Annotated in this window: 21 protein-coding genes and 1 pseudogene; 15 read left to right on the plus strand and 7 right to left on the minus strand. The window is 69.1% G+C overall.

The annotated features are described in order from the left end of the window. Window positions 1-99: 99 nt before the first annotated feature. Window positions 100-1725 (minus strand): beta-N-acetylhexosaminidase, encoded by a 1626-nt coding sequence (locus tag MQP27_RS33390; RefSeq protein ID WP_242771775.1) that lies wholly within the window; start codon window positions 1723-1725, stop codon window positions 100-102. A gap of 209 nt (window positions 1726-1934) precedes the next feature. On the opposite strand from MQP27_RS33390, the gene MQP27_RS33395 reads away from it, so the two are divergent. From MQP27_RS33395 to MQP27_RS33425, 7 genes are all read left to right on the plus strand, one after another. Beyond that, window positions 1935-2483 (plus strand): 2-oxo-4-hydroxy-4-carboxy-5-ureidoimidazoline decarboxylase, encoded by a 549-nt coding sequence (locus tag MQP27_RS33395; RefSeq protein ID WP_242771791.1) that lies wholly within the window; start codon window positions 1935-1937, stop codon window positions 2481-2483. Window positions 2484-2674: 191 nt separating this feature from the next. Beyond that, window positions 2675-3055: a succinate dehydrogenase, cytochrome b556 subunit gene (gene sdhC / locus MQP27_RS33400; protein WP_308290031.1), complete on the plus strand. Its 381-nt coding sequence runs from the start codon at window positions 2675-2677 to the stop codon at window positions 3053-3055. A 5-nt stretch (window positions 3056-3060) separates the two neighbouring features. Further along, window positions 3061-3543 carry a succinate dehydrogenase hydrophobic membrane anchor subunit gene (locus MQP27_RS33405; protein WP_242771794.1) on the plus strand — a complete coding sequence of 161 codons (483 nt, stop codon included), beginning with the start codon at window positions 3061-3063 and terminating at the stop codon, window positions 3541-3543. A 22-nt stretch (window positions 3544-3565) separates the two neighbouring features. Further along, the gene (gene sdhA / locus MQP27_RS33410) at window positions 3566-5320 is read left to right on the plus strand and encodes a succinate dehydrogenase flavoprotein subunit (RefSeq protein ID WP_242771813.1); all 1755 of its coding nucleotides are present in this window, start codon (window positions 3566-3568) and stop codon (window positions 5318-5320) included. Further along, on the plus strand, window positions 5320-6081 hold the full coding sequence (locus tag MQP27_RS33415; RefSeq protein ID WP_242771816.1) for a succinate dehydrogenase iron-sulfur subunit: 762 nt from the start codon (window positions 5320-5322) through the stop codon (window positions 6079-6081). The genes sdhA and MQP27_RS33415 overlap by 1 nt, the downstream gene beginning before the upstream one ends. Before the next feature lie 158 nt (window positions 6082-6239). Beyond that, a complete protein-coding gene (locus MQP27_RS33420) occupies window positions 6240-6842 on the plus strand; it encodes a hypothetical protein (protein WP_242771819.1) in 603 nt (200 codons plus the stop codon). Then, window positions 6839-7186 (plus strand): hypothetical protein, encoded by a 348-nt coding sequence (locus MQP27_RS33425; protein WP_242771822.1) that lies wholly within the window; start codon window positions 6839-6841, stop codon window positions 7184-7186. Before MQP27_RS33420 ends, MQP27_RS33425 begins: the two co-directional genes overlap by 4 nt. Window positions 7187-7205: 19 nt before the next feature. Here MQP27_RS33425 and MQP27_RS33430 read toward each other — a convergent pair whose 3' ends face one another. Beyond that, on the minus strand, window positions 7206-8099 hold the full coding sequence (locus MQP27_RS33430) for a hypothetical protein (protein WP_242771825.1): 894 nt from the start codon (window positions 8097-8099) through the stop codon (window positions 7206-7208). Between the two features lie 289 nt (window positions 8100-8388). Here MQP27_RS33430 and MQP27_RS33435 point away from each other — a divergent pair. Together MQP27_RS33435 and MQP27_RS33440 are read left to right on the plus strand one after the other, a co-directional pair. Beyond that, a pseudogene (locus MQP27_RS33435) lies at window positions 8389-8709 on the plus strand (hypothetical protein); the annotation flags it as partial. An 86-nt stretch (window positions 8710-8795) separates the two neighbouring features. Next, window positions 8796-9338, plus strand: a complete 543-nt coding sequence (locus MQP27_RS33440) for a hypothetical protein (protein WP_242771839.1) — start codon at window positions 8796-8798, stop codon at window positions 9336-9338. Between the two features lie 3 nt (window positions 9339-9341). Here the strand turns inward: MQP27_RS33440 and MQP27_RS33445 are convergent, their stop codons facing one another. Then, window positions 9342-11831, minus strand: coding sequence for a DUF4132 domain-containing protein (locus MQP27_RS33445; protein WP_242771841.1), 2490 nt, complete (start codon window positions 11829-11831; stop codon window positions 9342-9344). Then, complete coding sequence (locus tag MQP27_RS33450; protein WP_242771844.1) at window positions 11831-12223, minus strand: hypothetical protein; 393 nt, start codon at window positions 12221-12223, stop codon at window positions 11831-11833. Before MQP27_RS33450 ends, MQP27_RS33445 begins: the two co-directional genes overlap by 1 nt. Before the next feature lie 68 nt (window positions 12224-12291). On the opposite strand from MQP27_RS33450, the gene MQP27_RS33455 reads away from it, so the two are divergent. The 4 genes from MQP27_RS33455 (at window position 12292) to MQP27_RS33470 (ending at window position 14517) form a co-directional block, all read left to right on the plus strand. After that, window positions 12292-12702, plus strand: coding sequence for a VOC family protein (locus tag MQP27_RS33455; RefSeq protein WP_242771847.1), 411 nt, complete (start codon window positions 12292-12294; stop codon window positions 12700-12702). Between the two features lie 129 nt (window positions 12703-12831). Next, window positions 12832-13239, plus strand: a complete 408-nt coding sequence (locus tag MQP27_RS33460; protein WP_242771850.1) for a hypothetical protein — start codon at window positions 12832-12834, stop codon at window positions 13237-13239. Between the two features lie 5 nt (window positions 13240-13244). Next, complete coding sequence (locus MQP27_RS33465; protein ID WP_242771853.1) at window positions 13245-13745, plus strand: thiol-disulfide oxidoreductase DCC family protein; 501 nt, start codon at window positions 13245-13247, stop codon at window positions 13743-13745. A 10-nt stretch (window positions 13746-13755) separates the two neighbouring features. Beyond that, window positions 13756-14517, plus strand: a complete 762-nt coding sequence (locus MQP27_RS33470) for a TetR/AcrR family transcriptional regulator (RefSeq protein WP_372511379.1) — start codon at window positions 13756-13758, stop codon at window positions 14515-14517. A gap of 5 nt (window positions 14518-14522) precedes the next feature. Here MQP27_RS33470 and MQP27_RS33475 read toward each other — a convergent pair whose 3' ends face one another. Continuing rightward, the gene (locus tag MQP27_RS33475; RefSeq protein ID WP_242772768.1) at window positions 14523-16928 is read right to left on the minus strand and encodes an MMPL family transporter; all 2406 of its coding nucleotides are present in this window, start codon (window positions 16926-16928) and stop codon (window positions 14523-14525) included. A gap of 167 nt (window positions 16929-17095) precedes the next feature. Here MQP27_RS33475 and MQP27_RS33480 point away from each other — a divergent pair, with 167 nt between their 5' ends. Further along, on the plus strand, window positions 17096-17785 hold the full coding sequence (locus MQP27_RS33480) for a response regulator transcription factor (RefSeq protein WP_242771856.1): 690 nt from the start codon (window positions 17096-17098) through the stop codon (window positions 17783-17785). Continuing rightward, the gene (locus MQP27_RS33485) at window positions 17782-19245 is read left to right on the plus strand and encodes a sensor histidine kinase (RefSeq protein ID WP_242771859.1); all 1464 of its coding nucleotides are present in this window, start codon (window positions 17782-17784) and stop codon (window positions 19243-19245) included. The genes MQP27_RS33480 and MQP27_RS33485 overlap by 4 nt, the downstream gene beginning before the upstream one ends. 175 nt (window positions 19246-19420) lie before the next feature. Here MQP27_RS33485 and MQP27_RS33490 read toward each other — a convergent pair whose 3' ends face one another. Both MQP27_RS33490 and MQP27_RS33495 read right to left on the minus strand, forming a co-directional pair. Next, complete coding sequence (locus MQP27_RS33490; protein ID WP_242771862.1) at window positions 19421-19822, minus strand: ATP-binding protein; 402 nt, start codon at window positions 19820-19822, stop codon at window positions 19421-19423. Window positions 19823-19918: 96 nt separating this feature from the next. Further along, window positions 19919-21475, minus strand: a complete 1557-nt coding sequence (locus tag MQP27_RS33495; RefSeq protein WP_242771865.1) for an ABC transporter substrate-binding protein — start codon at window positions 21473-21475, stop codon at window positions 19919-19921. Window positions 21476-21559 lie beyond the last annotated feature (84 nt).

The raw sequence follows: 21559 nt of genomic DNA on the forward strand, positions 1-21559 counted from the left end.
CCCACGGCTGTCTCGGCTTCGGCTCGCGCCGAATACACCACAGCCGTACGGCAGTTCGCAGCAGTACGGACAAGAAGTCCCGGCGTCGGACGCCCGAAGTCAGCCGAGTTTGTCGGCCAGCGCCTTGAACTGGGCCCACGTCGTCCGTGGCCGCCCCGGATCCCACAGCTTCTGCACGGTCGCCCGCAGCGGCATCCGGATCCCGGCGGCGACCTGGTCCTGCGTCTGCGCGTTCGCGAGATCGCACCACACGGCGAAGGTCCCGCCGAGGATCTGGCCGTCGTACCTCGACGGCACCGCCTGCGTGCCGCGCACGACGAGCGGCGTCCACTGCTCGTAGATGCGCTGCCCGGTCGGGTAGACGAAGTTGTTGGGCTGCCCGAGCACGTAGTAGAGGAACTCGTCGTTGTAGTTGACGACCTTCCGCCCGGCGCTCAGGTACTCCACCGGCTGCCGCGCCCCGATCTCCTTGCCGGTCCAGTACCCCACCCGCAGGTCCTTGGCCGGCTGCACGGACGTACCCCTGAAGAACCCGTCGTTCCACACGCGCATGGTCCGGTCGTGCTGCCGGACGGTGTCGGCACGGTCGTTGAGCCAGCCGGTGGTCAGATCGGCGACGGTCGCGCCGGAGCCGTACCTGCTCTTCGCGGCGGCGGAGAGCTGGGGATAGGAGGTCGCCGGGCTGGACACCGTCAGCGCCTGGTACTCGTCCCCGCCGAGATTCCACTGGTCACCGGGAAAGAGACCGGCGTATTCGTTGAGCAGGTCGTCGACGATCTGGGCGGCGGCCGGCTTGGAGATGTCCACCGCCCCTCTCGTCGCCACCCCCTGCGCGTTGCGGAGCTGGAGATCGGGGTGAGCGGCGATGACCGCGCCGAGATGCCCGGGCGAGTCGATCTCGGGCACGACGGTGATGTGCCGGCTCTCGGCGAGCGCGACGATCCGCTTGACCTCGGCCTTCGTCAGATGCGGCTGGGAGACGACCTCGGGGTGGCTGTCCGACTCGATCCGGAAGCCCTGGTCGTCGGAGAAGTGCAGCCCCAGCTCGTTGAACTTCAGATCGCCGAGCTCCCGGACCCGGTCCTCGATCCACTTCGCCGTGTAGTGCTTGCGCGCGATGTCGAGCATGAACCCGCGCACCGGCTTGGCGGGTTCGTCCCGCACGACACCCTCCGGCGCCGTACCACCGCCGTGGACCTCCTGCTTCAACGTCCGGGTGCCGTAGAACACCCCCGCTTCCCCCGGCCCGCTGATACTGACCCGCCCGCCGCGGACGGTCATGCTGTACGACTCCGGGTCCGCGCCCTCGTCGTCGTTCAGCGCCAGCCGCACGTCCCCGGCGCGCACGTCGTCCTTCTCACCGGCGTACGTCAGTCCCAGCTCGGAGGCGATCAGGCGGCCCTCGTCGGCGAGTTCCGCGTCGTTCACGACCACGCGCTCGGCGCGCGCCGGACGCCAGCCGGGCCCGCGCGCAGCGGTGTGCGAGCGCACGGCGGGGATGGTCCTGGGTGCCTGCGAGAGGGGGTACGACCGGGACGGGCTCGGCGAGGGACTCGCGCTGCGCGCGGCGCCGGGCGAGGAGGCCGACTTGGCGTCGGTGGGCCGTTCCTGCCGCTGGGCCGACCCCGCCGGGCTGCTGTCGTCGCCGGAGGCCCACAGTCCGAAGCCCACCCCGGCGCCGACCGTCACGGCGAAGGCCGTGCCGATCACCACCCGCGTCCTCATGTTCCGCGCCGGTCGCCGGCGCCTGTGCTGGCTCACCACGCCAACCTAAGACCCTCGGAGGGCCGGATGCGTCCACCACACGTTCCGAAACTCTCCCCTCCGGGTGAAATTCGGGCATCCGTCGGACACGTCACGCCCACGACCGATAACGTGACGCAACACCCTTCACAGCTTCCCCTGCCCACTCTGCCTACTCTGCCGAAACCCACGTGACACCCACACACCTGCCTGGCCGAGTGGCCATACCGTCCCTGCCCAGCGTCCTGGGCGCGTTCAACTCCGCGCCATCGGCCGACGCCCGCAAACTACTGCTGGACTGCCTCCGCAGCCTGCGCTGGGCGGACCGGATCGCGGCGCACCGCCCGTATCCCGACGTCGACTCCCTCCTGGCGGCCTCGGACGAGGCGGCGTACGACCTGTCCCCGGGCGACCTGGCGGAAGCGCTGGTCGCGGAGACCCTCCCCACCCTGCCGGACGGAACGTACTCGGCCGCCCATACCGCCATGAGTGCCGCACATGCCGCATACGAGGCGAAGTTCGGCCACGCCTTCGTGATCTGCCTGGAGGGCCTGCCGGCGGAGGAGGCCCTGGACCACGTACTGGAAGGTATCCGGTCTCGTTTGGCCAACGATCCGGAGGAGGAACGGGTGGTGGCGGCAGAGGAACTCCGGCGCCTGGCAAAGGAGCGGCTCGGGGATCTGCTCAGGGGCGCGGGGAACTGCGCGATCAACCCCCACGGTGCCGCACCCGGCAATTAACAGGTCACACCACCCCAGAAGCCGCTTTTTCTAACCCATCCGCGTGCCACTTTGATCACACCGGTAGGCCCCGCGTAAGCGCCGCAGGCAACCGTCGTTAGGATGCTGGGGGCCGGTGGACCGTACCCGGCCGGGCCCGACCGACAGGCAAAGCCGGCGCGGCCCCAATCCCCGCTCCCGGAGGGACTTCCGTGCCGGCTGGAACGCTGTACCGCGGCCGGGAAGGAATGTGGTCCTGGGTGGCTCACCGAGTCACCGGCGTCCTCATCTTCTTCTTCCTGTTCGTTCACGTGCTGGACACCGCTCTCGTCCGTGTCTCCCCCGAGGACTACGACAAGGTCGTAGCCACGTACAAGACCCCGATCGTGGGACTGCTGGAGTACGGCCTCGTCGCCGCCATCCTCTTCCACGCGCTCAACGGCCTGCGCGTCATCGCCGTCGACTTCTGGTCGAAGGGCCCGCGCTACCAGAAGCAGATGCTCTGGTCCGTCGTAGGCATCTGGGTCGTGCTCATGCTCGGGGCGATCTACCCCGTCCTCGGGCACGCCGCTCGTGAACTGTTCGGGAGCTGACACCGATGGCCACCACTGAATCCAAGGCGTCCGGGATCGGTCCCGTCGAGGGCGAGTCGCTCTACAACGTCGACAACCCGGCCCCCTTCATCGAGGCCCCGCGCAAGCGCACCAAGAAGACCCCGAAGTCCACCCGGGGCAACTTCGAGATGTACGGCTGGCTGTTCATGCGCCTGTCCGGCATCGTGCTGGTCGTCCTGGTCCTCGGCCACCTGCTGATCCAGCTCGTGCTGGACGGCGGCGTGTCGAAGATCGGCTTCGCCTTCGTGGCCGGCCGCTGGGCGAGCCCCTTCTGGCAGGTCTGGGACCTGCTGATGCTGTGGCTCGCGATGCTGCACGGCGCCAACGGCCTGCGCACGGTCATCAACGACTACGCGGAGCGCGCGAACACCCGCCTGTGGCTGAAGGGCCTGCTCTACACCGCCACGGTGTTCACCATCCTGCTGGGCACGCTGGTGATCTTCACCTTCGACCCGAACATCCGCTAGGCACGGGGCTGAGGTACTCCTGATGAAGATCCACAAGTACGACACCGTCATCGTCGGCGCCGGTGGCGCGGGCATGCGCGCGGCCATCGAGTCCACGAAGCGCAGCCGCACCGCGGTCCTGACCAAGCTGTACCCCACCCGCTCCCACACGGGCGCCGCGCAGGGCGGCATGGCCGCCGCGCTGGCCAACGTGGAGGAGGACAACTGGGAGTGGCACACCTTCGACACGGTCAAGGGCGGTGACTACCTGGTCGACCAGGACGCCGCCGAGATCCTGGCGAAGGAGGCCATCGACTCGGTCCTCGACCTGGAGAAGATGGGCCTGCCGTTCAACCGCACGCCGAACGGGACCATCGACCAGCGCCGCTTCGGCGGTCACAGCCGTAACCACGGTGAGGCCCCGGTCCGCCGGTCCTGCTACGCCGCGGACCGCACCGGCCACATGATCCTCCAGACGCTGTACCAGAACTGCGTGAAGGAGGGCGTGGAGTTCTTCAACGAGTTCTACGTCCTGGACCAGCTGATCACCGAGGTGGATGGTGTGAAGCGGTCGGCGGGCGTGGTCGCGTACGAACTCGCCACCGGCGAGATCCACGTCTTCCAGGCGAAGGCGGTCATCTACGCCTCCGGCGGCTGCGGCAAGTTCTTCAAGGTGACGTCGAACGCGCACACGCTGACGGGTGACGGTCAGGCGGCGGTCTACCGCCGGGGCCTGCCGCTGGAGGACATGGAGTTCTTCCAGTTCCACCCGACCGGCATCTGGCGCATGGGCATCCTGCTGACGGAGGGCGCCCGCGGTGAGGGCGGCATCCTGCGCAACAAGGACGGCGAGCGCTTCATGGAGAAGTACGCGCCGGTGATGAAGGACCTGGCGTCCCGTGACGTCGTGTCCCGCTCCATCTACACGGAGATCCGCGAGGGCCGGGGCTGTGGCCCCGAGGGCGACCACGTCTACCTGGACCTCACGCACCTCCCGCCGGAGCAGCTGGACGCGAAGCTCCCGGACATCACCGAGTTCGCGCGTACGTACCTCGGTATCGAGCCGTACACCGACCCGATCCCGATCCAGCCCACCGCGCACTACGCGATGGGCGGCATCCCGACGAACGTCGAGGGTGAGGTCCTGGCGGACAACACGACGGTCGTCCCGGGCCTGTACGCGGCCGGCGAGGTCGCCTGCGTGTCCGTGCACGGCGCGAACCGCCTCGGCACGAACTCCCTGCTGGACATCAACGTGTTCGGCCGCCGGGCCGGCATCGCGGCGGCGGAGTACAGCCAGAAGGCGGACTTCGTCGAGCTGCCGGAGAACCCCGCGGACCTCGTCGTCGCTCAGATCGAGCAGCTGCGTACGTCGACGGGCACCGAGCGGGTGTCGGTCCTCCGCCGTGAGCTGCAGGAGACCATGGACGCCAACGTCATGGTGTTCCGCACCGAGCAGACGATCAAGACGGCCGTCGAGAAGATCGCCGAGCTGCGCGAGCGCTACAAGAACGTGGCGATCCAGGACAAGGGCAAGCGGTTCAACACGGACCTGCTGGAGGCCATCGAGCTGGGCAACCTGCTGGACCTGGCCGAGGTCATGGCGGTGTCGGCGCTGGCCCGCAAGGAGTCCCGCGGCGGTCACTACCGCGAGGACTACCCCAACCGCGACGACGTCAACTTCATGCGCCACACCATGGCGTACCGCGAGGTGGGCGACGACGGCGCCGAGTCCATCCGTCTCGATTACAAGCCGGTCGTCCAGACCCGCTACCAGCCGATGGAGCGTAAGTACTGATGGCAACGCCTGTTCTGGACAAGGTGGAGGCAGAGTCCGCCGCGTCCCCCTACATCACGGTCACGTTCCGGGTCCGCCGCTTCAACCCGGAGGTCTCGGCCGAGGCGACGTGGGAAGACTTCCAGCTGGAGATCGACCCGAAGGAGCGCGTCCTCGACGGCCTCCACAAGATCAAGTGGGACGTCGACGGCACGCTGACCTTCCGCCGCTCCTGCGCCCACGGCATCTGCGGCTCGGACGCGATGAGGATCAACGGCAAGAACCGTCTCGCGTGCAAGACGTTGATCAAGGACATCAACCCGGAGAAGCCGATCACGGTCGAGCCCATCAAGGGCCTGACGGTCCTGAAGGACCTGGTCGTGGACATGGACCCGTTCTTCCAGGCGTACCGGGACGTGATGCCCTTCCTGATCACGAAGGACACGAACGAGCCGACCCGCGAACGCCTCCAGTCGGCGGAGGACCGCGAGCGCTTCGACGACACGACGAAGTGCATCCTCTGCGCGGCCTGCACGTCGTCGTGCCCGGTCTTCTGGAACGACGGCCAGTACTTCGGCCCGGCGGCGATCGTGAACGCCCACCGCTTCATCTTCGACAGCCGTGACGAGGCGGGCGAACAGCGCCTGGAGATCCTGAACGACCGCGACGGCGTGTGGCGCTGCCGCACGACCTTCAACTGCACGGACGCGTGCCCGCGCGGCATCGAGGTGACGAAGGCGATCCAGGAAGTGAAGAGGGCACTGATCACGCGCCGCTTCTGACCTTCTCGCCCCTGCCTCAGGGCCCTGTTTCCGTCACTTCGGAAACAGGGCCCTCTGGTGTTTTGGCCGGTTTGTGCTCCTGTCAGGGGGCACATCCCGCCGTCACACTCCTCTCGAATACCCAGACGGTCAGAAGGTGTTCGAGAAGGCGGGGGAATGTGGGAACGCCTCCAGACGATCTGACATTCGGCTGGCAGCAGCCGACCCCGTTGGGATACGGGCAGGGAGCCAAGGAGGCTCAGTTCGTCGCCGCTCCGTTGCTAGCCGCAGCCGCTCTCGGCCTCGCCGGAGTGGTGGCGGCGGCAAAGGACAAGGTATTCCTCCTCCCTGGACCGACGCTCCTCGTCCTCGTCCTGTCGGCCATGGCCCTCATCTACAGCATTCAACTGGCCTATCACGCACGTAAGTTCCTGTACTCACAGCAGGACGTCCTCGACTGGTTCGGTGCGGAGATCATCGACAACGATCTGCTGTGGCAGGAACTGCGCGAGGCCCAGAGTGGCGACTACAAGCTGTGGGAGAGGTACAACAACCAAGCAAACCGCCTCTTCAACTGGGGCACCGTGCTCCTCGGATTCGGCGTCGTCGCAGCTTTGGCCCCCGGCCGAGACAGCAGCCAACCGTACTGGCGGTGGTCGGCGGCAGGCATCGTCCTGGCCTGCACCTTCGGAGAGATCTACTGGCAGCGGAAACTCAGGCGCCAGGTCAACATCCGAGCCCAGCGCAAGCGTCCAGGAGTCAGCCAAGGAGGCTCATCATGACCATGCACGCAGTGGTACTCCCCGGTTATCAGCAGAGTCCGACCGTCTGTCTCATCGACGGCTGCCCCGCAAACCTGGGCATCGTGAGCCGCCGCGGGCATTGGCTGCGGGAATGGGAACGCTCGGTCGACTGTGGCCCGACCGCCATCGACGCGTTTCTGGCTAAGCACAACGCCGCCTTCCGAAGCAGGCACAAGATCGGCTGCCCTCTCGCGGATTTGCCGCCCGTAGTGCACGCTTCGTACCCGAATCCCGCGGATGGCAGGCCGCTGGGCGACCAATTGCGGGAAGTACTGCAGAAAGTGGCCGATGCCCGAACCCGGGGCGACCGACCCGACTGCTGAAGGGAATCCCGTACGCCGTTCATGTGCTCCCGCCATCGTTGCGCTTCGGGTGGTCGTACGTGCGGCCTTCCAGGGGCAGCCCGACGAACAGGTCCGACACGTCGGAGAAGACCTCCTCCTCGGCAGTGCGATCCGCCGGCAACTGATAGTGAAGCGCATCCAGCAGATCGAAGCGGTGCAGGTCGTACACGATGTGCATGAGGCCCGAGTAGGCCTGTGCCGCTATCACCGCGCCCTTGTACGCCACGCCCGCCAACAGCAGGGTTACAGGGCACAGCCACCAGCCTGTTGGTTCGTCGCACAGGGCGCAGGCGGCTACGGCGGTAAGCGCGAGGAACGACCAGCAGAGGTTCACCGCCGTGTCGAGAGCGTCCCGGGCAGAGCTGAGCACCTCTGCCATGCGGTCGGACACCTGCAGGTAGATCCGCGGCCACGAGGTCAGCGTCGTCAGACCGTAGCGTTCTCCGGCACTCAACTCCCCTGCGCGCAGAGCGTTTCCGAGTGCGGTGGGCAGGAGAGCATCCGCAGGGGGGTATGCCGCGAGGCGACGGCGGGCGTCGGCCTGCACCCGCAAATCCCAGTCCCTGCCCTCCTCAGTCCCGTGGGCCTGCCGACGTAGGACCTCCCATCGCCGCCGCTGCCTCCGGGTCAACATCCCCGCAAGCTTCGCCGTAAACGACCAGCGATCCCAGTACCCCTCCAGAACGCGTACGGCTCGCACCTGGAACGGATGCATCAGCAGAGCAAGCAGGGAAGCGCAGGCGATCACCATCACCAGCAGGCCCACCAGCACTACCGACCGTGCAGGCCACACTGCTCCCCAGTCACTACGCCCCGAAAAACTCCCCGACCGCACCAGCGCGAGCACCCCGGCGACGAACAGCGCGCGCGGCGCGATGTGCACCGTGAGCACCCGTCGCACCTAGCCCGCCTTCCCCATATGCCCCTGAGCGCTGTTCAGTATGGAGCGCGATGTCGAGTCGGGCGAAGGGAGGTTGGCTCGGTCTCCCCTGCGGCTGGGCCATGGATCCGCCTCGCGATCAGGAGACGGACTGCATGTTCGCCGGCCAACCCCCATGAGATTCAAGCCACTTGTGTGACTTCAACCGCAAAGGACCCGCCGGCCCTCCTGAGAGAAGCCACCGCCACGCTCTCCGCTGCGGCGGCGGCACTGCTCGCCATACCCCCACTGCCTTCGCGACTGGGGCGTCGATTCGGACCTCGGCCCACTGGTGACTGGACGAATTGGAAGACCTCAGCGCCTGCCGTCGCCGGTCGGTGGCAGCGCGTCGAATTCCGACTGGACGCGAGCGACAACCGGGCCAGCGTTCATTCCGACGGCGTGGAGCAGACCGATCTCACCGTCTCCACCAAGAACCACGGCGGCCGACTTCGTGTTCTCCGCCTTCGACAAGCTCAAGCTGGGCTGGCAGCTCTATCAGGACGACCCCACCCCGTCCTCCTACGACATCCGCGTGGACGACATCGCGTCGAGCACACGGCGTGCGGGTGGGTGTGACTGATTACGCCTTCCGGGGAAGAACTGGCAGGATGATGCGCTGGTTCAACAGCCTGATCCGGTATGGCGGGGAAGACGGGGGACGAGAGTATGACCGAGCCGAACTCCTATCAGGGCGGCGACAAGCAGTGGGGTCCCGGACAGCCGCCTCCCGCGCAGCCGGCCGTCCCGCCCTCCACCCCGCCGCCCGGCTATGGATATCCCGCCAACGCCGCGCCGGCCTACGGCAATCCCACGCCCGCGTACGGCTATCCCCACCAGCCCGCGGCCCCAGTCCCCATGGGCGGGGCCCCCGTCCTGGCCATCGGGGACATCACGGTGATGGGCGACCAGATCATCACGCCGGCCGGGAGCCTGCCCCTGCGCGGCGCGGTGTGGAACGCCACCGACATGTCGCACACCGAGGAGAAGATCCCGACCGTCGCCATCGTGCTCGCGATCGTGTTCTTCATCTTCTGTCTGCTCGGCCTGTTCTTCCTCCTGATGAAGGAGCGGAAGACCACGGGCTTCATCCAGGTCACCGTGACCAGCGCGGGCCGGCACCACTCGACGATGATCCCGGCGCTCGGCCCGCACACTTTCCCCGCCGTCATGGGCCAGATCAACTACGCCCGGTCGCTTAGCAACATGTAGCGCTCACAGCTGGCTCAGGATCGTCGGATCCGTGATCCTCGTGTCGTCCGCCAGCATGATCGCCTTGCTGAGGATCACCCCCAGCATCCGGTCCCCCTCGTACGGCAGGTAACCCGCCTGTGGGGCAGTGGGGTTGGACTTCGGGACGATGCACAGGTACTGGTCGTTCGGGGTCATGAGGATGTTGCCCGAGCCCAAGTGGATTTTGTACGTGTGGCGTTCGCCCTTCACGTGCAGGAAGCGGCCCTCGATCGTGCAGCGGTCGGCGATCGCGAGGCGGGGTATGAGGCGGTTCAGCAGGGCGCGGCGGGTTTCGGCTGTGGCGTTGAGGTCGCCGAAGCCGTACGACGTCCAGTACTCCTGGAAACGGCCGCCGGGGCCGCCGTCCTGCCAGGTCGGGTCGTTGCCGACGCTCGCCACGCCGACGAACAGGTCGACGTCGCGCAGGACTTCGGAGAGGACGAGGGGCGGGATCTCCGCCAACGGCAGCGGGTCCACCGGATCGGCGCCGTCCCGCAGCCACATCCTGTACTCCCCGCCGCAGCAGTGCGCCGAGTTCTCCGGCGCGTCGATCGGGTAGAAGCGGACCTGGTCGGTGCGCAGGCGGAGGTAGCTGCCGGACTCCGTGGTGTCGTTGCCGTAGCTCTCGCCCTCGCCCTCGATCCAGTACTCGGCGCGCAGGCCCCACTGCGGCAACTCGCGCATGGCCGGCGGTGCCTCGTCGTCGACCATCAGGCGCAGTCTGTTGCGCCAACCCCTGATCGCGGCCAGGGAGTTGAACTGGTGCTGGCGCAGCACGTGTGCCGCGAAGCGGTTCGAGTACGTGCCTGTCGCCCGCTCGGCGTCCGTGAGGAGGTACACCTCGCGGTGGGCCTGTTTGAACGGCTGGGTGACGCGGTGGCGCTCCAGCCAGTCCCGCCACGCGACCGTCTCTGCGGGGTCGTGGCCGACCGGGTGCCAGAGGCCGACTTCGGTGCCGTCCGTCACCGCGTCGTCGGTCAGGGTGCGCAGTTCGCCGTCCGCGTAGCCGACCGTCCGGCCGTCCACCGTCCACAGGAGGCGGCGGGCCAGGGTGCCGACCAGAGGATGGTCCAGGTAGCGCTTGCGCCAGGCCGCGTACGGCCACGTGCGGCGCGCCAGGAACTGGCGGTCCAGGCGCTCGCTCTGGGCCGAGAGCATCTTGTCGATGTCCTTGACGGAGGCCTTCAGCTCCTTGAGCTCGTCGGCGTGGTCGCGCTTGACGGCCGCCGGGACGCTCTTCACCGTCCTGCCCGCCGCGGTGCGCCAGCTCAACTGGGCTCTCGTACCGTGCACTTCGAGGACGGCGGTCGTCTCACCCAGGGCGAATTCCGCACGCCCGACCTCCGTCAGGCCGTACGCGGGCACCGCCAGTTCCTCGATCTCCTCGCGGCTGAGGCCGAGGGCGGTGGCGCGGGCGTCCAGTGCGGTGTTCAGCACCTTGAGCGTGCCCTTGTAGGTGACGCGGGTGGCCAGGCGGGCCAGTTCGGCTAGCGAGGTCTCGCCGTCGATGCGGGCGAGGGCGTTGACCGAGGCGTTGGCGACCTTCGGGTTCATCGGTCCGATCCCCTGGACCTTGCGCAGGGCGGTCTCGACCAGGGCCCCGAGCACGCGGTCGGAGTCGGGCCGGCCGGGCAGGAAGGAGAGCAGCCAGGTCAGACCGCGCAGCGCATCGGCGTTGTAGGCGTCGAGGGTCGCGTTCGGGTCGGCTCCCCAACCTCGGTCGAGGAGGGGGTGCGTACGAGGTCTGCCCACCAGCCGCAGCCACGCCGTCACCCGCTCACGCACCGCCTCGGCACCGAGCCCCTCGATCAGCGCCGTCGCGGTCTGCTCCCACTTGGTCGAGGGGCGGGCGGAGTTGGCGGTGGCCGCGTGCGCGAGCAGCCGCTCCCAGCCCGGGGCGAGGTCGGCGGCGTCGGCCAGGGCGCGGTCCGCCCAGGCCTCCCCGGGGTTCACGACGGGCCGGCCGAGCCGCGCGACCAGCGGGCCCAGCTGCGCCTTGCCGTTCCACAGGGCCAGATGCGTGCGTCGGACCACGGCCACGAACTCCCCGGGCAGCTCATGGCCGTCGGCCAGTTCGAGCTCGGCCAGCCGGATCAGCTCCCCGACGCTGTAGTGCACGTCCTGTTCGCCGGCCAGGCGGATCAGCACCGCGCGCGTGTCCAGGGGCTGATCGTCGCCGTGCGGCTCCGGCAGCTGCAGACTGCCGAGCAGGGCCACGACGCTGCGCCGAGCGGGCGTACCCGGCTCCAGCTCGTGGAAGCGGGCGGCCAGCGCGTGCACCAGGCGCTGCTGGAAGGGGCCGTCCGCGTCGCGCACCGCGTCGATCACCTTGCGGTGCTGCGAGCCCCAGTGGTTGCCGACCATCTCGGCGTGTGCGAGCAGTAGGGGGACGAGGCCGTCGGCGTCCCCGGCCGCGACGAGGGCGCGTACGTCCCGGACCAGCCGCGAGTACTCGGCAGGAGATGTGATCATCAGCCACCCACCAGCGGTACGAGCTTCAGGAACGTCACCTCGGTGCCGAGCGGCAGCTCGACCTCCTCGTCCACCTCGGTGACCTGGCGGTCGCCGACCAGCACCAGGAAGCCGTTCCCCGCGAACGCCTGCAGCGCCAGCTCCGTCTGCGCCTCGGGGTCTATGCGGCGGGGCGTGCGCAGCGCGTACCCGTTCAGCACGCGCTCCGCGTCGCGCGGCTGCACCAGGCCCTGGAACACCTCCGGCGTACGCGCGTTGTACTCGGCGACCTCCTGGAACACCCGGCGCCGGATCAACTCACCCACGGTGAGCCGCTCCTCGGCGACCTCCAGCTCCCAGCCGGCGCCCCGCTCCCCCGCAGTCGTCTCGTCGACGAACGTCACGAATCCCATGCCGACGACAGTAGAGGCCGCCACTGACAATCACCGGCTCCGGACGATCCGACACCTATTCTGACGGTATGTCAGATGACCAGTCGTACGAACTGCTCGGCTTCGACAACGTGCTGCTTCCCGTCGGGGACCTCGGCACGGCCGTCGATTTCTACGAGCGCGCCGGGTTCGCGGTGGGGTTCCGGTTCGACGAGGCCGGGATCGCGCTGCTGAAGGTCGGGGGCGAGACGCCCGGGATCCTGCTGCGGCAGGAGGAGGCGCTGGGTCACCGGCCGCCGCCGTGGCCGTCCCCGCGGCTGTGGATCGAGGTGGCGGACGCGCGGACGGCGGCCCGCAGCCTCGCCGCGGCCGGGATCCCACCCCTCGACGAGCCCTTCTCCGTGGCCACGGGCTGGACCGTCGAGGTCGCCGATCCATGGGGGAACGTCATCGGGTTCACGGACTACTCGAAGCGGCCGGAGCTCGGCCGCCGGCCGTGAGGCGAACTGCGGCCCGGCCATGGCGCGTTCCGTGACGCAGACCCCATCCCATCCAGCTTGAACGCGTTCAAAAAGAGGTCTACAGTCCTTCCTGTCAGCGTTTTGAACGCGTTCAAGAAGGGGTGGGGCATGGACCGCACGGTCATCGCCTACGTCATCTACCTGCTGGTCAGCATCGCGCTGACCATCTGGGTGGCCCGCACGCTCAGCCGCAATGGGCGGATCTTCCTCGCCGACGTACTGCAGGGGAACGAGAAGCTCGCCGACGCCGTCAACCACCTCCTGGTGGTCGGCTTCTACCTCGTCAACCTCGGCTTCGTCGCCCTCTACCTGAGCGGCGACGAGACCATCGAGGACACCCGGGGAATCTTCGAGGCCCTGTCGACCAAGCTCGGCGTGGTGCTGCTGGTGCTCGGTGTCATGCACCTGGGGAACGTGTACGTGCTCAACAGGATCCGGCGCCGTAGCGTCATGGAGCGCGAACAGGTGCCGCCGGTCGGGCCGCAGGACTGGGTCGCTCCGTCGGTCGGGGCGTGAGCGCCGTGACGACACTCCAGGGCCGGGACGCCAGGCGCGTCCCGGTCCGCCGGCTCACGGTCCTGTACGACGCGGACTGCTCGCTGTGCACCTTCCTGCGCGACTGGCTGACCCGGCAGCCGCAACTGGTGCCCCTGGAACTCGTCCCCGCCGACTCGGAGCGGGCCCGGCAGCGCTTCCCGGGCCTCGACCACCGGGCCACTCTCGACGACATCACCGTCGTAGGCGATTCCGGTCAGGTCTACCGGGGGACGGCAGCGTGGATCGTCACCCTGTGGGCGCTGCGCGAGCACCGGCCGCTGGCGCACCGGCTGAGCACGCCTTCGGGGATGCCGTTCGCCAAGGGCGCGGCGCTGGCGGCGGCCAAGTGGCGGGGCTCGCAGCGGGGGCAGCGGCAGTGGGGCGGGACGGGGTACCACGCGGTGGACGGGTGGTCTTACGACCCCGCGGTGGGCTGGACGTACAGCGCACCGGGCTGCGGCGACGGTACCTGCGTCACCCCGTAGGCTCTCGTCCGTGCCTGCGATGAACGACAGCCCGAACAGCGACCACCCGCACGGTGAAGGGCCCGAGGGGGGCGGGGCGCCCAGCAAGTCCGAGCAGACCCGCGCGCTGATCCTGGAGACCGCGATGCGGCTCTTCCAGGAGCGGGGCTACGACAGGACGACCATGCGGGCGATCGCCACCGAGGCCGGGGTCTCGGTGGGCAACGCGTACTACTACTTCGCCGGCAAGGAACACCTCATCCAGGGCTTCTACGACCGGATCGCCGCCGAGCACCAGGTGGCGGTCCGGGAGGTGCTGGACCGGGAGACCGACCTGGAGGCGCGGCTCGCGGGCGTCCTGAAGGCGTGGCTGGACATCGCGAAGCCGTATCACGAGTTCGCGGTGCAGTTCTTCAAGAACGCGGCGGACCCGGACAGTCCGCTCAGCCCCTTCTCCCCCGAGTCGGAGCACGCGCGCGTGGAGGCCATTTCCGTGCACCGCGAGGTCCTGGCGGGCGCGACGAAGACCAAGGTGCCGGAGGAACTGCGGGACGTCCTGCCCGAGTTGATGTGGCTGTCCCAGATGGGGCTGGTCCTGTACTGGATCTTCGACCGCACGGAGGGCCGCGAGCGCAGCTACCGGCTGGCCGAGCGCGGGGCCAAGCTGACCGCGCGCGGGGTGTCGCTGGCGCGGTTCCGGGTGCTGCGGCCGCTGGTGCGTGAGGTGCACGAGCTGTTCACGGACTTCCTGCCGGGGATGACCAGGGTGCTGCCCACCCCCGGCAAGTCCTGACGCGGTCAGTTCACCGCGTCCACCTCACCCTCGGCGAGCTCGACGTCGTACACCAACGGGCCGTCCGCGACCTCCACATGGGCCGCGCGAGAGCCGTACGACGTCGCCGTCGTCGCCAGCAGGTACGTCCCCGGCGCCGGCACCGAGACGATGTAGGAGCCGTCGGCGAGCGACTCGACCCGGTCCAGCTGGCGGCCGCCCTTCGACAGCAGGGTCACCGAGGCGCCGTCCACGGGCTCGCCGTCGGCCGTGCGGATGAAGCCGTGGACCACCGAGGCAGGGCCGTCCGTGGCCAACGCCTCGACGGCGTCCTCCCTGGGCTCGACCGCGAGGTGCGGCAGCCGCTTCTCCAGCCAGGACGGCAGCCACCAGTTGGAGTTGCCGAGCAGGTGCATCGCGGCGGGCACCAGTGCCGTACGGAGGATGAAGGCGTCGAGCGCCACCGCGGCCGCCAGGCCCACGCCCGCCATCGCCGCGCCCGAGTCGCCGCTGAGGACGAAGGCGAGGAAGACGCAGACCATGATGAGGGCCGCGGAGTTGATGACCCGGCTGGTCTCGGCGAGGCCCACGCGCACCGCGCGCGCGTTGTCGCGCGTGTGCACCCACTCCTCGTGCATCCGGCTCACCAGGAAGACCTGGTAGTCCATCGAGAGGCCGAAGAGCAGGGACAGCATGATGACCGGCAGGAACGCGTTGATCGGGCCCTCCTTGCCGAGGCCGAGGAGGTCCAGGCCCCAGCCCCACTGGAAGATCGCGACCAGGACGCCGAAGGAGGCCGCCGCGGCGATCAGGTTCATCAGGGCGGCCGTCAGCGGCACGACCAGGGAGCGGAAGGCGACCAGCAGGAGCAGGAAGCCGAGGCCGATGATCGTCGCGATGAACAGGGGCAGCCGGTCGCCCGTGACGGACGCGAAGTCCTTCGACACGGCCGTCACACCGCCGACGTGGGCCTGCGCGCCGGCTTCCGGGATCACCTTGTCGCGCAGGGTGTCGATGAGGTCGTCCGTCGCCTTGGACTGCGGTGACGTCGTCGGCACGACCTGGATCACCGTGACGCCCTTCGCGGGCGGCAGCGCGGCGACCCGGGCGACCCCGGAGGTCGACTCGATGCCCTTGACGAGGGCGGTCGTGTCGCCGCCGACGGTGACCACCTGGAGCGGGCCGTTGAAGCCCGGTCCGAAGCCGTCGGCAAGGAGGTCGTACGCCTTCCTGGTGGTCGTGGACGCCTGGTCGTTGCCCTGGTCGGTGGCGCCGAGGCGCAGCGACAGCACGGGGATGGCCAGGACGGCCATGACGACCAGGGCGAGCGCGGCGATCCGGCGGGGGCGCTTCTCGACGTTGACCGACCAGCGGGCGGCCAGACCGCTCGCCTTCTCCGGCGCGGGGCCCTCCGCGGCCAGCTTGCGGCGCTGGCGGCGGCTGAGCACGCGCGGGCCCAGGAAGCCGAGCAGCGCGGGCAGCAGGGTCGTTGCGGCGAGGACGCTGAGGACGACCGTGAGGGAGGTGCCGACGACGACGCCGTCCAGGAAGCGCAGTCGCGTCACGAGCATGCCGGCCAGGGCGATGCAGACCGTGCCACCCGCGAACAGCACCGCGCGTCCGGAGGTGTTGAGGGCGGTGACCGCGGACTCCTCGGGGTCCAGGCCGCGCTCGATGCCTCGCCGGTGCCGGGTGACGATGAACAGGGCGTAGTCGATGCCGACGCCGAGGCCGATCAGGGAGGCGAGCAGCGGGGCGATGTCGGGGATGTCGGTGGAGTGGCTGAGCAACTGGGTCGAGAACAGGCCCATGCCCACGCCGAAGACGGCGATGGCGATCGGCAGCATCATCGCGAAGAACGAGCCGAAGGCCAGGAACAGCACGACGGCCGCCGCGATGATGCCGACCATCTCGGAGAGGCCCTGCGGGGGCTCCTGGACGCGCTGGATGGCCTGGCCGCCCAGCTCGACCTGGAGGCCGCTGCGTTCGGCCGCCTGGGCGGTGTCGAGGACCTTCTGGACCTGCTCCTTGGGGATCTCGTTCGCCCGCTTGGTGAAGGTGAGCTGGGCGTACGCGATCCTGCCGTCCTTGCTGATCTGCGTGGCCCCCTGGGCGCCGGCGTAGGGGCTGGTGACCGCGCCGACGCCGGGCAGCTTCGCGATCTTGTCGAGGGCCGGCCGGACGCGGTCCTGGACGGCGGCGTCCTTCACCGAGCCCTGGTCGACCTTCCAGACCACGGTGTCCGTGTCACCGGACGTGTTCGGGAAGGCCTTCTCCATCAGGTCGTACGCGCTCTTGGAGTCCGTGTCGGGGAGGGAGAAGACGTTCGCGTAGTTCGTCCCCGCCGAAGAGGCCGAGAAGCCCAGGCCGAACAGTGCCCCCACCCACAACAACAGGACCACCAGCCGGTGCCGATAGCACCACCGTGCCAATGCCGCCACGATCAACGCTCCTTAGTCGGTCGTCGGTTGGTCCCCCAGGTCCTGGGCAACAGAATTGGGGGCGGCACGCGCGCGTGGACACGACTCGGCCATGACTCTCAAGGAACTCCAAAGACCGATCCGGCCCGGCTGTCAGTGGCCCGCCCGATACTGGGGGCATGACGACGGCTCCAGGCACCGTGCTGGTGGTGGAGGACGAGCCGAGCATCGCGGACGTCCTCGCCATCGCCCTGCGCTTCCACCACTTCGAGGTGATGGTCGCGGGCAGCGTCCGCGAGGCCCGCGCGCTCGCCGAGCGCACCCGGCCCGACGCGGCGCTGCTCGACGTCATGCTGCCGGACGGCGACGGGCGCGCGCTGGGCCGGCAACTGCGCGCCGAGCGGCCCGACCTGGCAATCGTCTTCCTCACCGCGCGCGACTCGCCGGCCGAAGTCGTCGGCGCCCTCGGCTTCGGCGACGACTACATCACCAAGCCGTTCAACATCGACGAGGTCGTCGCCCGCATCACCGCGGTGCTGCGCCGCACGCGCGCGTCGGACGTCCTGCCGCAGCGCCCGCCCCTGCGCTACGGCGACCTGGAGCTGGACGAGACGACGTACAGCGTCCACCGCGCGGGCCGCAGCGTCGAGCTCACCCCCACCGAGTACGCGCTGCTGCGCTTCCTGGTGCGCAACGGCGGCCGGATCGTGCCCAAGGAACAGCTCCTGCGCCATGTCTGGCAGTACGAGCACACCCCGCCCGAGTCGACGGTCGTCGAGACCTACATCAGCTATCTGCGGCGCAAGCTGGACGCCCTGGGGCCGCCGGTGATCACCACGCGGCGTGGTGTCGGATACGGGCTCGCATGAGCCTCAAGGAGCGGCTGCGCTGCCACCACGGGATGCACTCGCTGCGCGCCAAGCTGACCCTGACGAACGTGGCGCTGCTCGCCCTCGGCATCGTCGCGACCACCGCCATCAGCCTCATGGGCATGCGGTACTACCTGATCGACCAGATCGACTCCCAGCTCACCAAGATGCGCGACTCCCTGGGCGGTTCGCAGCTCACCATCCGGCAGATCGACTCACTCGGCGCGCTGACCTTCGTCCACGACCGGCTGGTCCCGGACGACACCGAGAAGGAACGCTCGACCCCGGACTCGATCTACGCGGCCGTCAACGGCAAGGGCGCCGCCGTCGGCATCCTGGGCGTCCAGCCCACCGAGGCGCAGCGCGGACTGGCCCACGCGGTCGGCGACGCCGCGGCGCTCGCCAAGGACGCCGATCCGCACGACGTGAAGGTGCACGGCACCTCGTACCGGGTCACCGCCGTCCATCTCGCCGACGGCACGTACGTCCTGATGGCCACCTCCACCGAGGCCCTGCACACGGGCATGGCCAAGGCGCTCAAGCTGGACTTCGCCGTCGGCGGCACGCTGCTGGCGCTGCTCGCCTGTCTGACCCTGTTCAGCGTCAGCCGCCGGATGCGGCCGCTGGAGGACATGGTGGAGACCTCGTCGGCGATCGCCGAGGGCGACCTGGCCCGGCGTGTGCCCTCCAGCACCCACCCCACCCAGGAGGTCGAGCAGCTGCGCGTCGCCCTCAACTCGATGCTCCACCAGGTCGAGTCGGCCTACCGCACGCGCGAGCACAGCGCCGCCCAGCTGCGCCGCTTCGTCGCGGACGCCTCGCACGAGCTGCGCACCCCGCTGTCCGCGATACGCGGCTATCTCCAGCTCTACGACAAGGGGATGCTCTCCGACCCCGACGAGCGCAAGCGGGCCTGGGAGCGGGTGCTGGCCGAAACCGACCGCATGGGGCGCCTGGTGGACGAGCTGCTCACCCTGGCCCGCCTCGACCAGCAGCCCGAACTGCGCTTCAAGAACGTCGACGTGAGCCGTCTGGTGCGGGACGCCGCCGAGGATCTTCGGGTGCAGCAGCCGGACCGGCCCATCGAGGTCACCGCCGACGGTTCCTTGCTGGTGCACGCGGACGAGTCGGGGCTCAGACAAGTGCTGGGCAACCTGGTGGGCAACGTCCGCACGCACACCCCCGCAGAGGCGCCGGTGCGGCTCGGCGTGGAGCGGGAGGACGGGATCGTACGGCTGTGTGTCGCGGACGAGGGTCCGGGGCTGTGCGAGGAGGACGCGGCGCGGGTCTTCGACCGGTTCTTCCGGGCGGGCGGGGGCGCGGGCAGCGGACTCGGCCTGGCGATCGTGCAGGGCGTCGTACAGGCCCACGGCGGCGAGGTGGCGGTCCGCACGGCACCGGGCGAGGGGCTGGCGGTGACGGTCACCTTGCCGGCGCGGACGGCGGCCGTACGGGCATGACTTCCGTTACGACGGCTGTAGTGCCGCCGAGAGCCCTCTCACGACGGCTGTAGTGCCGCCGATTGCCTTCTCACGACAGCTGTAGTGACGGCGGCAGCCCCGTGACGACAGCTGCAGTGACGCCGGCGACCCCACCACGACAGCTGTAGTGGCGCCGTAACTCCCGCTGCGTTGTTCAGGTGTTGGCCATGACCAGCGCCCACACCGTCTTTCCGTGGCGACCCCTGGTCCACACGCCCCAGGCCGCCGCGATGCCCTCCACCAGGTGCAGGCCCCGGCCGGTCTCCTCCCACTCCTCGACCACCCGCAGCCGGGGCACCAGTTGGCCCTCGTCCGAGACCTCGATGAGACAGGAGCCGTCGGCGAGCGCGGTCACCGCGACCTCGAACTCCCGCTCCAGGAGCGGACCGTGGCGTACGACGTTGGTGGCGAGCTCGGACACCAGCAGGACCGCGTCCTGCAGGGCGGGGTCGTCAGGCCCGTGACCCCAGTCGGCCAGATGGTCCCGCACCCTGCGCCTGGCGAGACCGACGGAAGCCGGATGCCGGGGCAGCCGGAAGGAGTTGCGTCTCAGCACGTTTGCTCCTCACCCCACGCACACCTCCGTCACATCGTCCTGCGTCGGGTGGATGCCCGGCGTCACTCGGGCGAATACCAAAGCCGCGAGACCACGTCAGATCCAGTCCAGACTCCACAACCGGAACACGCCGGTCCCGTCGTCCAGATACTGGCTGCCGCCGACGTCCTCGCTGCTGAGGACGTACTCCTTGCCCTGCCACAGCGGGATCACCGGCACGTCCCGGGCGACGTCCTGCTGGACCGTGGTGAAGTCGGACGTGGCGTCGCCGCGGTCGGCGTACTGCTGGCTGTTCCGGATCAGCTGGTCGACGACCTTGTTGCTGTAGCCGGTGTTCATGGTGCCGTCGGTGCCGATGAGCGGGGCGCCGAAGGTGTCCGGGTCGGGGTAGTCGGCGACCCAGCCGACGGCGTACGCGTCGAGCTTGCCGGTCGCCCAGTGCTCCTGGAAGTCGGTCCACTCGTAACCCTTGAGCGTGACCTTGAACAGGCCGCCCGCCTCCAGCTGCTTCTTGAGTGCCTCGGCCTCCTCCTGGGAGGAACCGCGGTTCTTGGCGTAGCCGTACGTGAAGCTGACCGGCACGCTCACGCCGGCCTCGGTGAGCAGGGCCTTCGCCTTCGTGACGTCCTGCTTGGGGTAGGCGTCGAAGAACGACGTGGTGTGGCCGGTGATGCCCGTCGGGATCAGCGAGTACAGCGGGTCCACGGTGCCCTCGTAGACCGTCGCGGCGAGCTCCTCGCGGTTGATCAGCCAGGCCATGGCCTGCCGGACGCGGACGTCGTGCAGGGGTGAGCTCGCGCGGGTGTTGAGGTAGAGGTTGCGGGTCTCGGAGCTGTCCGACTCGGAGACGCGCTGGTTCGGGTCGCTCGGTGACAGCGCGGACAGCACCTTGGGCGGCAGCTGGCGGGTGGCGACGTCGATCTGCTTGTCGTCCCACGCCTTGTTCAGGGCGTCCGCGTCGGTGTAGTAGAGCAGGTCGATGGGCCGGCCGGTGCCGGAGAGCGCGCCCTTGTAGTTCTCGTTCGGGCTGAGGACGGCCTTCTTGTTCTTCTTGTACGACGTCAGCGTGTACGGGCCGGTGCCGTCGACGCCCTGGTCGGTGCGCAGGCCGTTGCGCGGGTACTTGTCCTTGTCGACGATCGCGCCCGCCCCGGTGGCCACCTTGAACGGGAAGGTGGCGTCCGGCGAGGACAGGTGGAAGGTGACGGTCATGCCGTCCGCGTCCACCGACTTGAGCGTGGACAGCAGGGAGGACGGGCCGACGTCGGACTTGATCTTCTTGACGCGGTCGAAGGAGTACTTGACGTCCTCGGCGGTCATCGTGCGGCCGCTGGGGAACGTGAGCCCCTTGCGCAGCGTGCAGCGGTACGTCTCCAGGTCGCCGCCGACGAATCCGCAGCTCTCGGCCGCGTCCGGTACCGGCGCGGCGCCGCCCGGCTCGAAGGTCAGCAGCGACTGGAAGACGTTGCTGAACAGCGCCCAGGAACCCGCGTCGTAGGCGCCGGCCGGATCGAGCGCCGTGACGGCGTCCGTGGTGCCGACCGAGATCGCCTTTCCCTTGTCCTCCTGTGACGGCAGCAGCTGCCAGCCGCCGACTCCCACGCCTGCCAGTACGAGCAGCGTCGCGAGAATCCGCATGCGAACCGAGCGCATCGGTTGCCCTCTCCGGGCCCCACAGGCCCCGCCCCACATGCCACTCCCCTAGTGGCGCGGCTCACCTAATCACACGGGTTTCAC

Origin of the sequence: Streptomyces cylindrosporus (assembly GCF_022698165.1) — a bacterium.
Lineage (GTDB): Bacteria > Actinomycetota > Actinomycetes > Streptomycetales > Streptomycetaceae > Streptomyces > Streptomyces cylindrosporus.

Coding starts and splice junctions, on each gene's coding strand:
- MQP27_RS33415 (WP_242771816.1), top strand. CDS start 5,320: ATGGCAACGCCTGTTCTGGACAAGGTGGAGGCAGAGTCCGCCGCGTCC.
- MQP27_RS33460 (WP_242771850.1), top strand. CDS start 12,832: ATGGACCGCACGGTCATCGCCTACGTCATCTACCTGCTGGTCAGCATC.
- MQP27_RS33440 (WP_242771839.1), top strand. CDS start 8,796: ATGACCGAGCCGAACTCCTATCAGGGCGGCGACAAGCAGTGGGGTCCC.
- MQP27_RS33425 (WP_242771822.1), top strand. CDS start 6,839: ATGACCATGCACGCAGTGGTACTCCCCGGTTATCAGCAGAGTCCGACC.
- MQP27_RS33450 (WP_242771844.1), bottom strand. CDS start 12,223: ATGGGATTCGTGACGTTCGTCGACGAGACGACTGCGGGGGAGCGGGGC.
- MQP27_RS33455 (WP_242771847.1), top strand. CDS start 12,292: ATGTCAGATGACCAGTCGTACGAACTGCTCGGCTTCGACAACGTGCTG.
- MQP27_RS33390 (WP_242771775.1), bottom strand. CDS start 1,725: ATGAGGACGCGGGTGGTGATCGGCACGGCCTTCGCCGTGACGGTCGGC.
- MQP27_RS33445 (WP_242771841.1), bottom strand. CDS start 11,831: ATGATCACATCTCCTGCCGAGTACTCGCGGCTGGTCCGGGACGTACGC.
- sdhA (WP_242771813.1), top strand. CDS start 3,566: ATGAAGATCCACAAGTACGACACCGTCATCGTCGGCGCCGGTGGCGCG.
- MQP27_RS33485 (WP_242771859.1), top strand. CDS start 17,782: ATGAGCCTCAAGGAGCGGCTGCGCTGCCACCACGGGATGCACTCGCTG.
- MQP27_RS33495 (WP_242771865.1), bottom strand. CDS start 21,475: ATGCGCTCGGTTCGCATGCGGATTCTCGCGACGCTGCTCGTACTGGCA.
- MQP27_RS33405 (WP_242771794.1), top strand. CDS start 3,061: ATGGCCACCACTGAATCCAAGGCGTCCGGGATCGGTCCCGTCGAGGGC.
- MQP27_RS33480 (WP_242771856.1), top strand. CDS start 17,096: ATGACGACGGCTCCAGGCACCGTGCTGGTGGTGGAGGACGAGCCGAGC.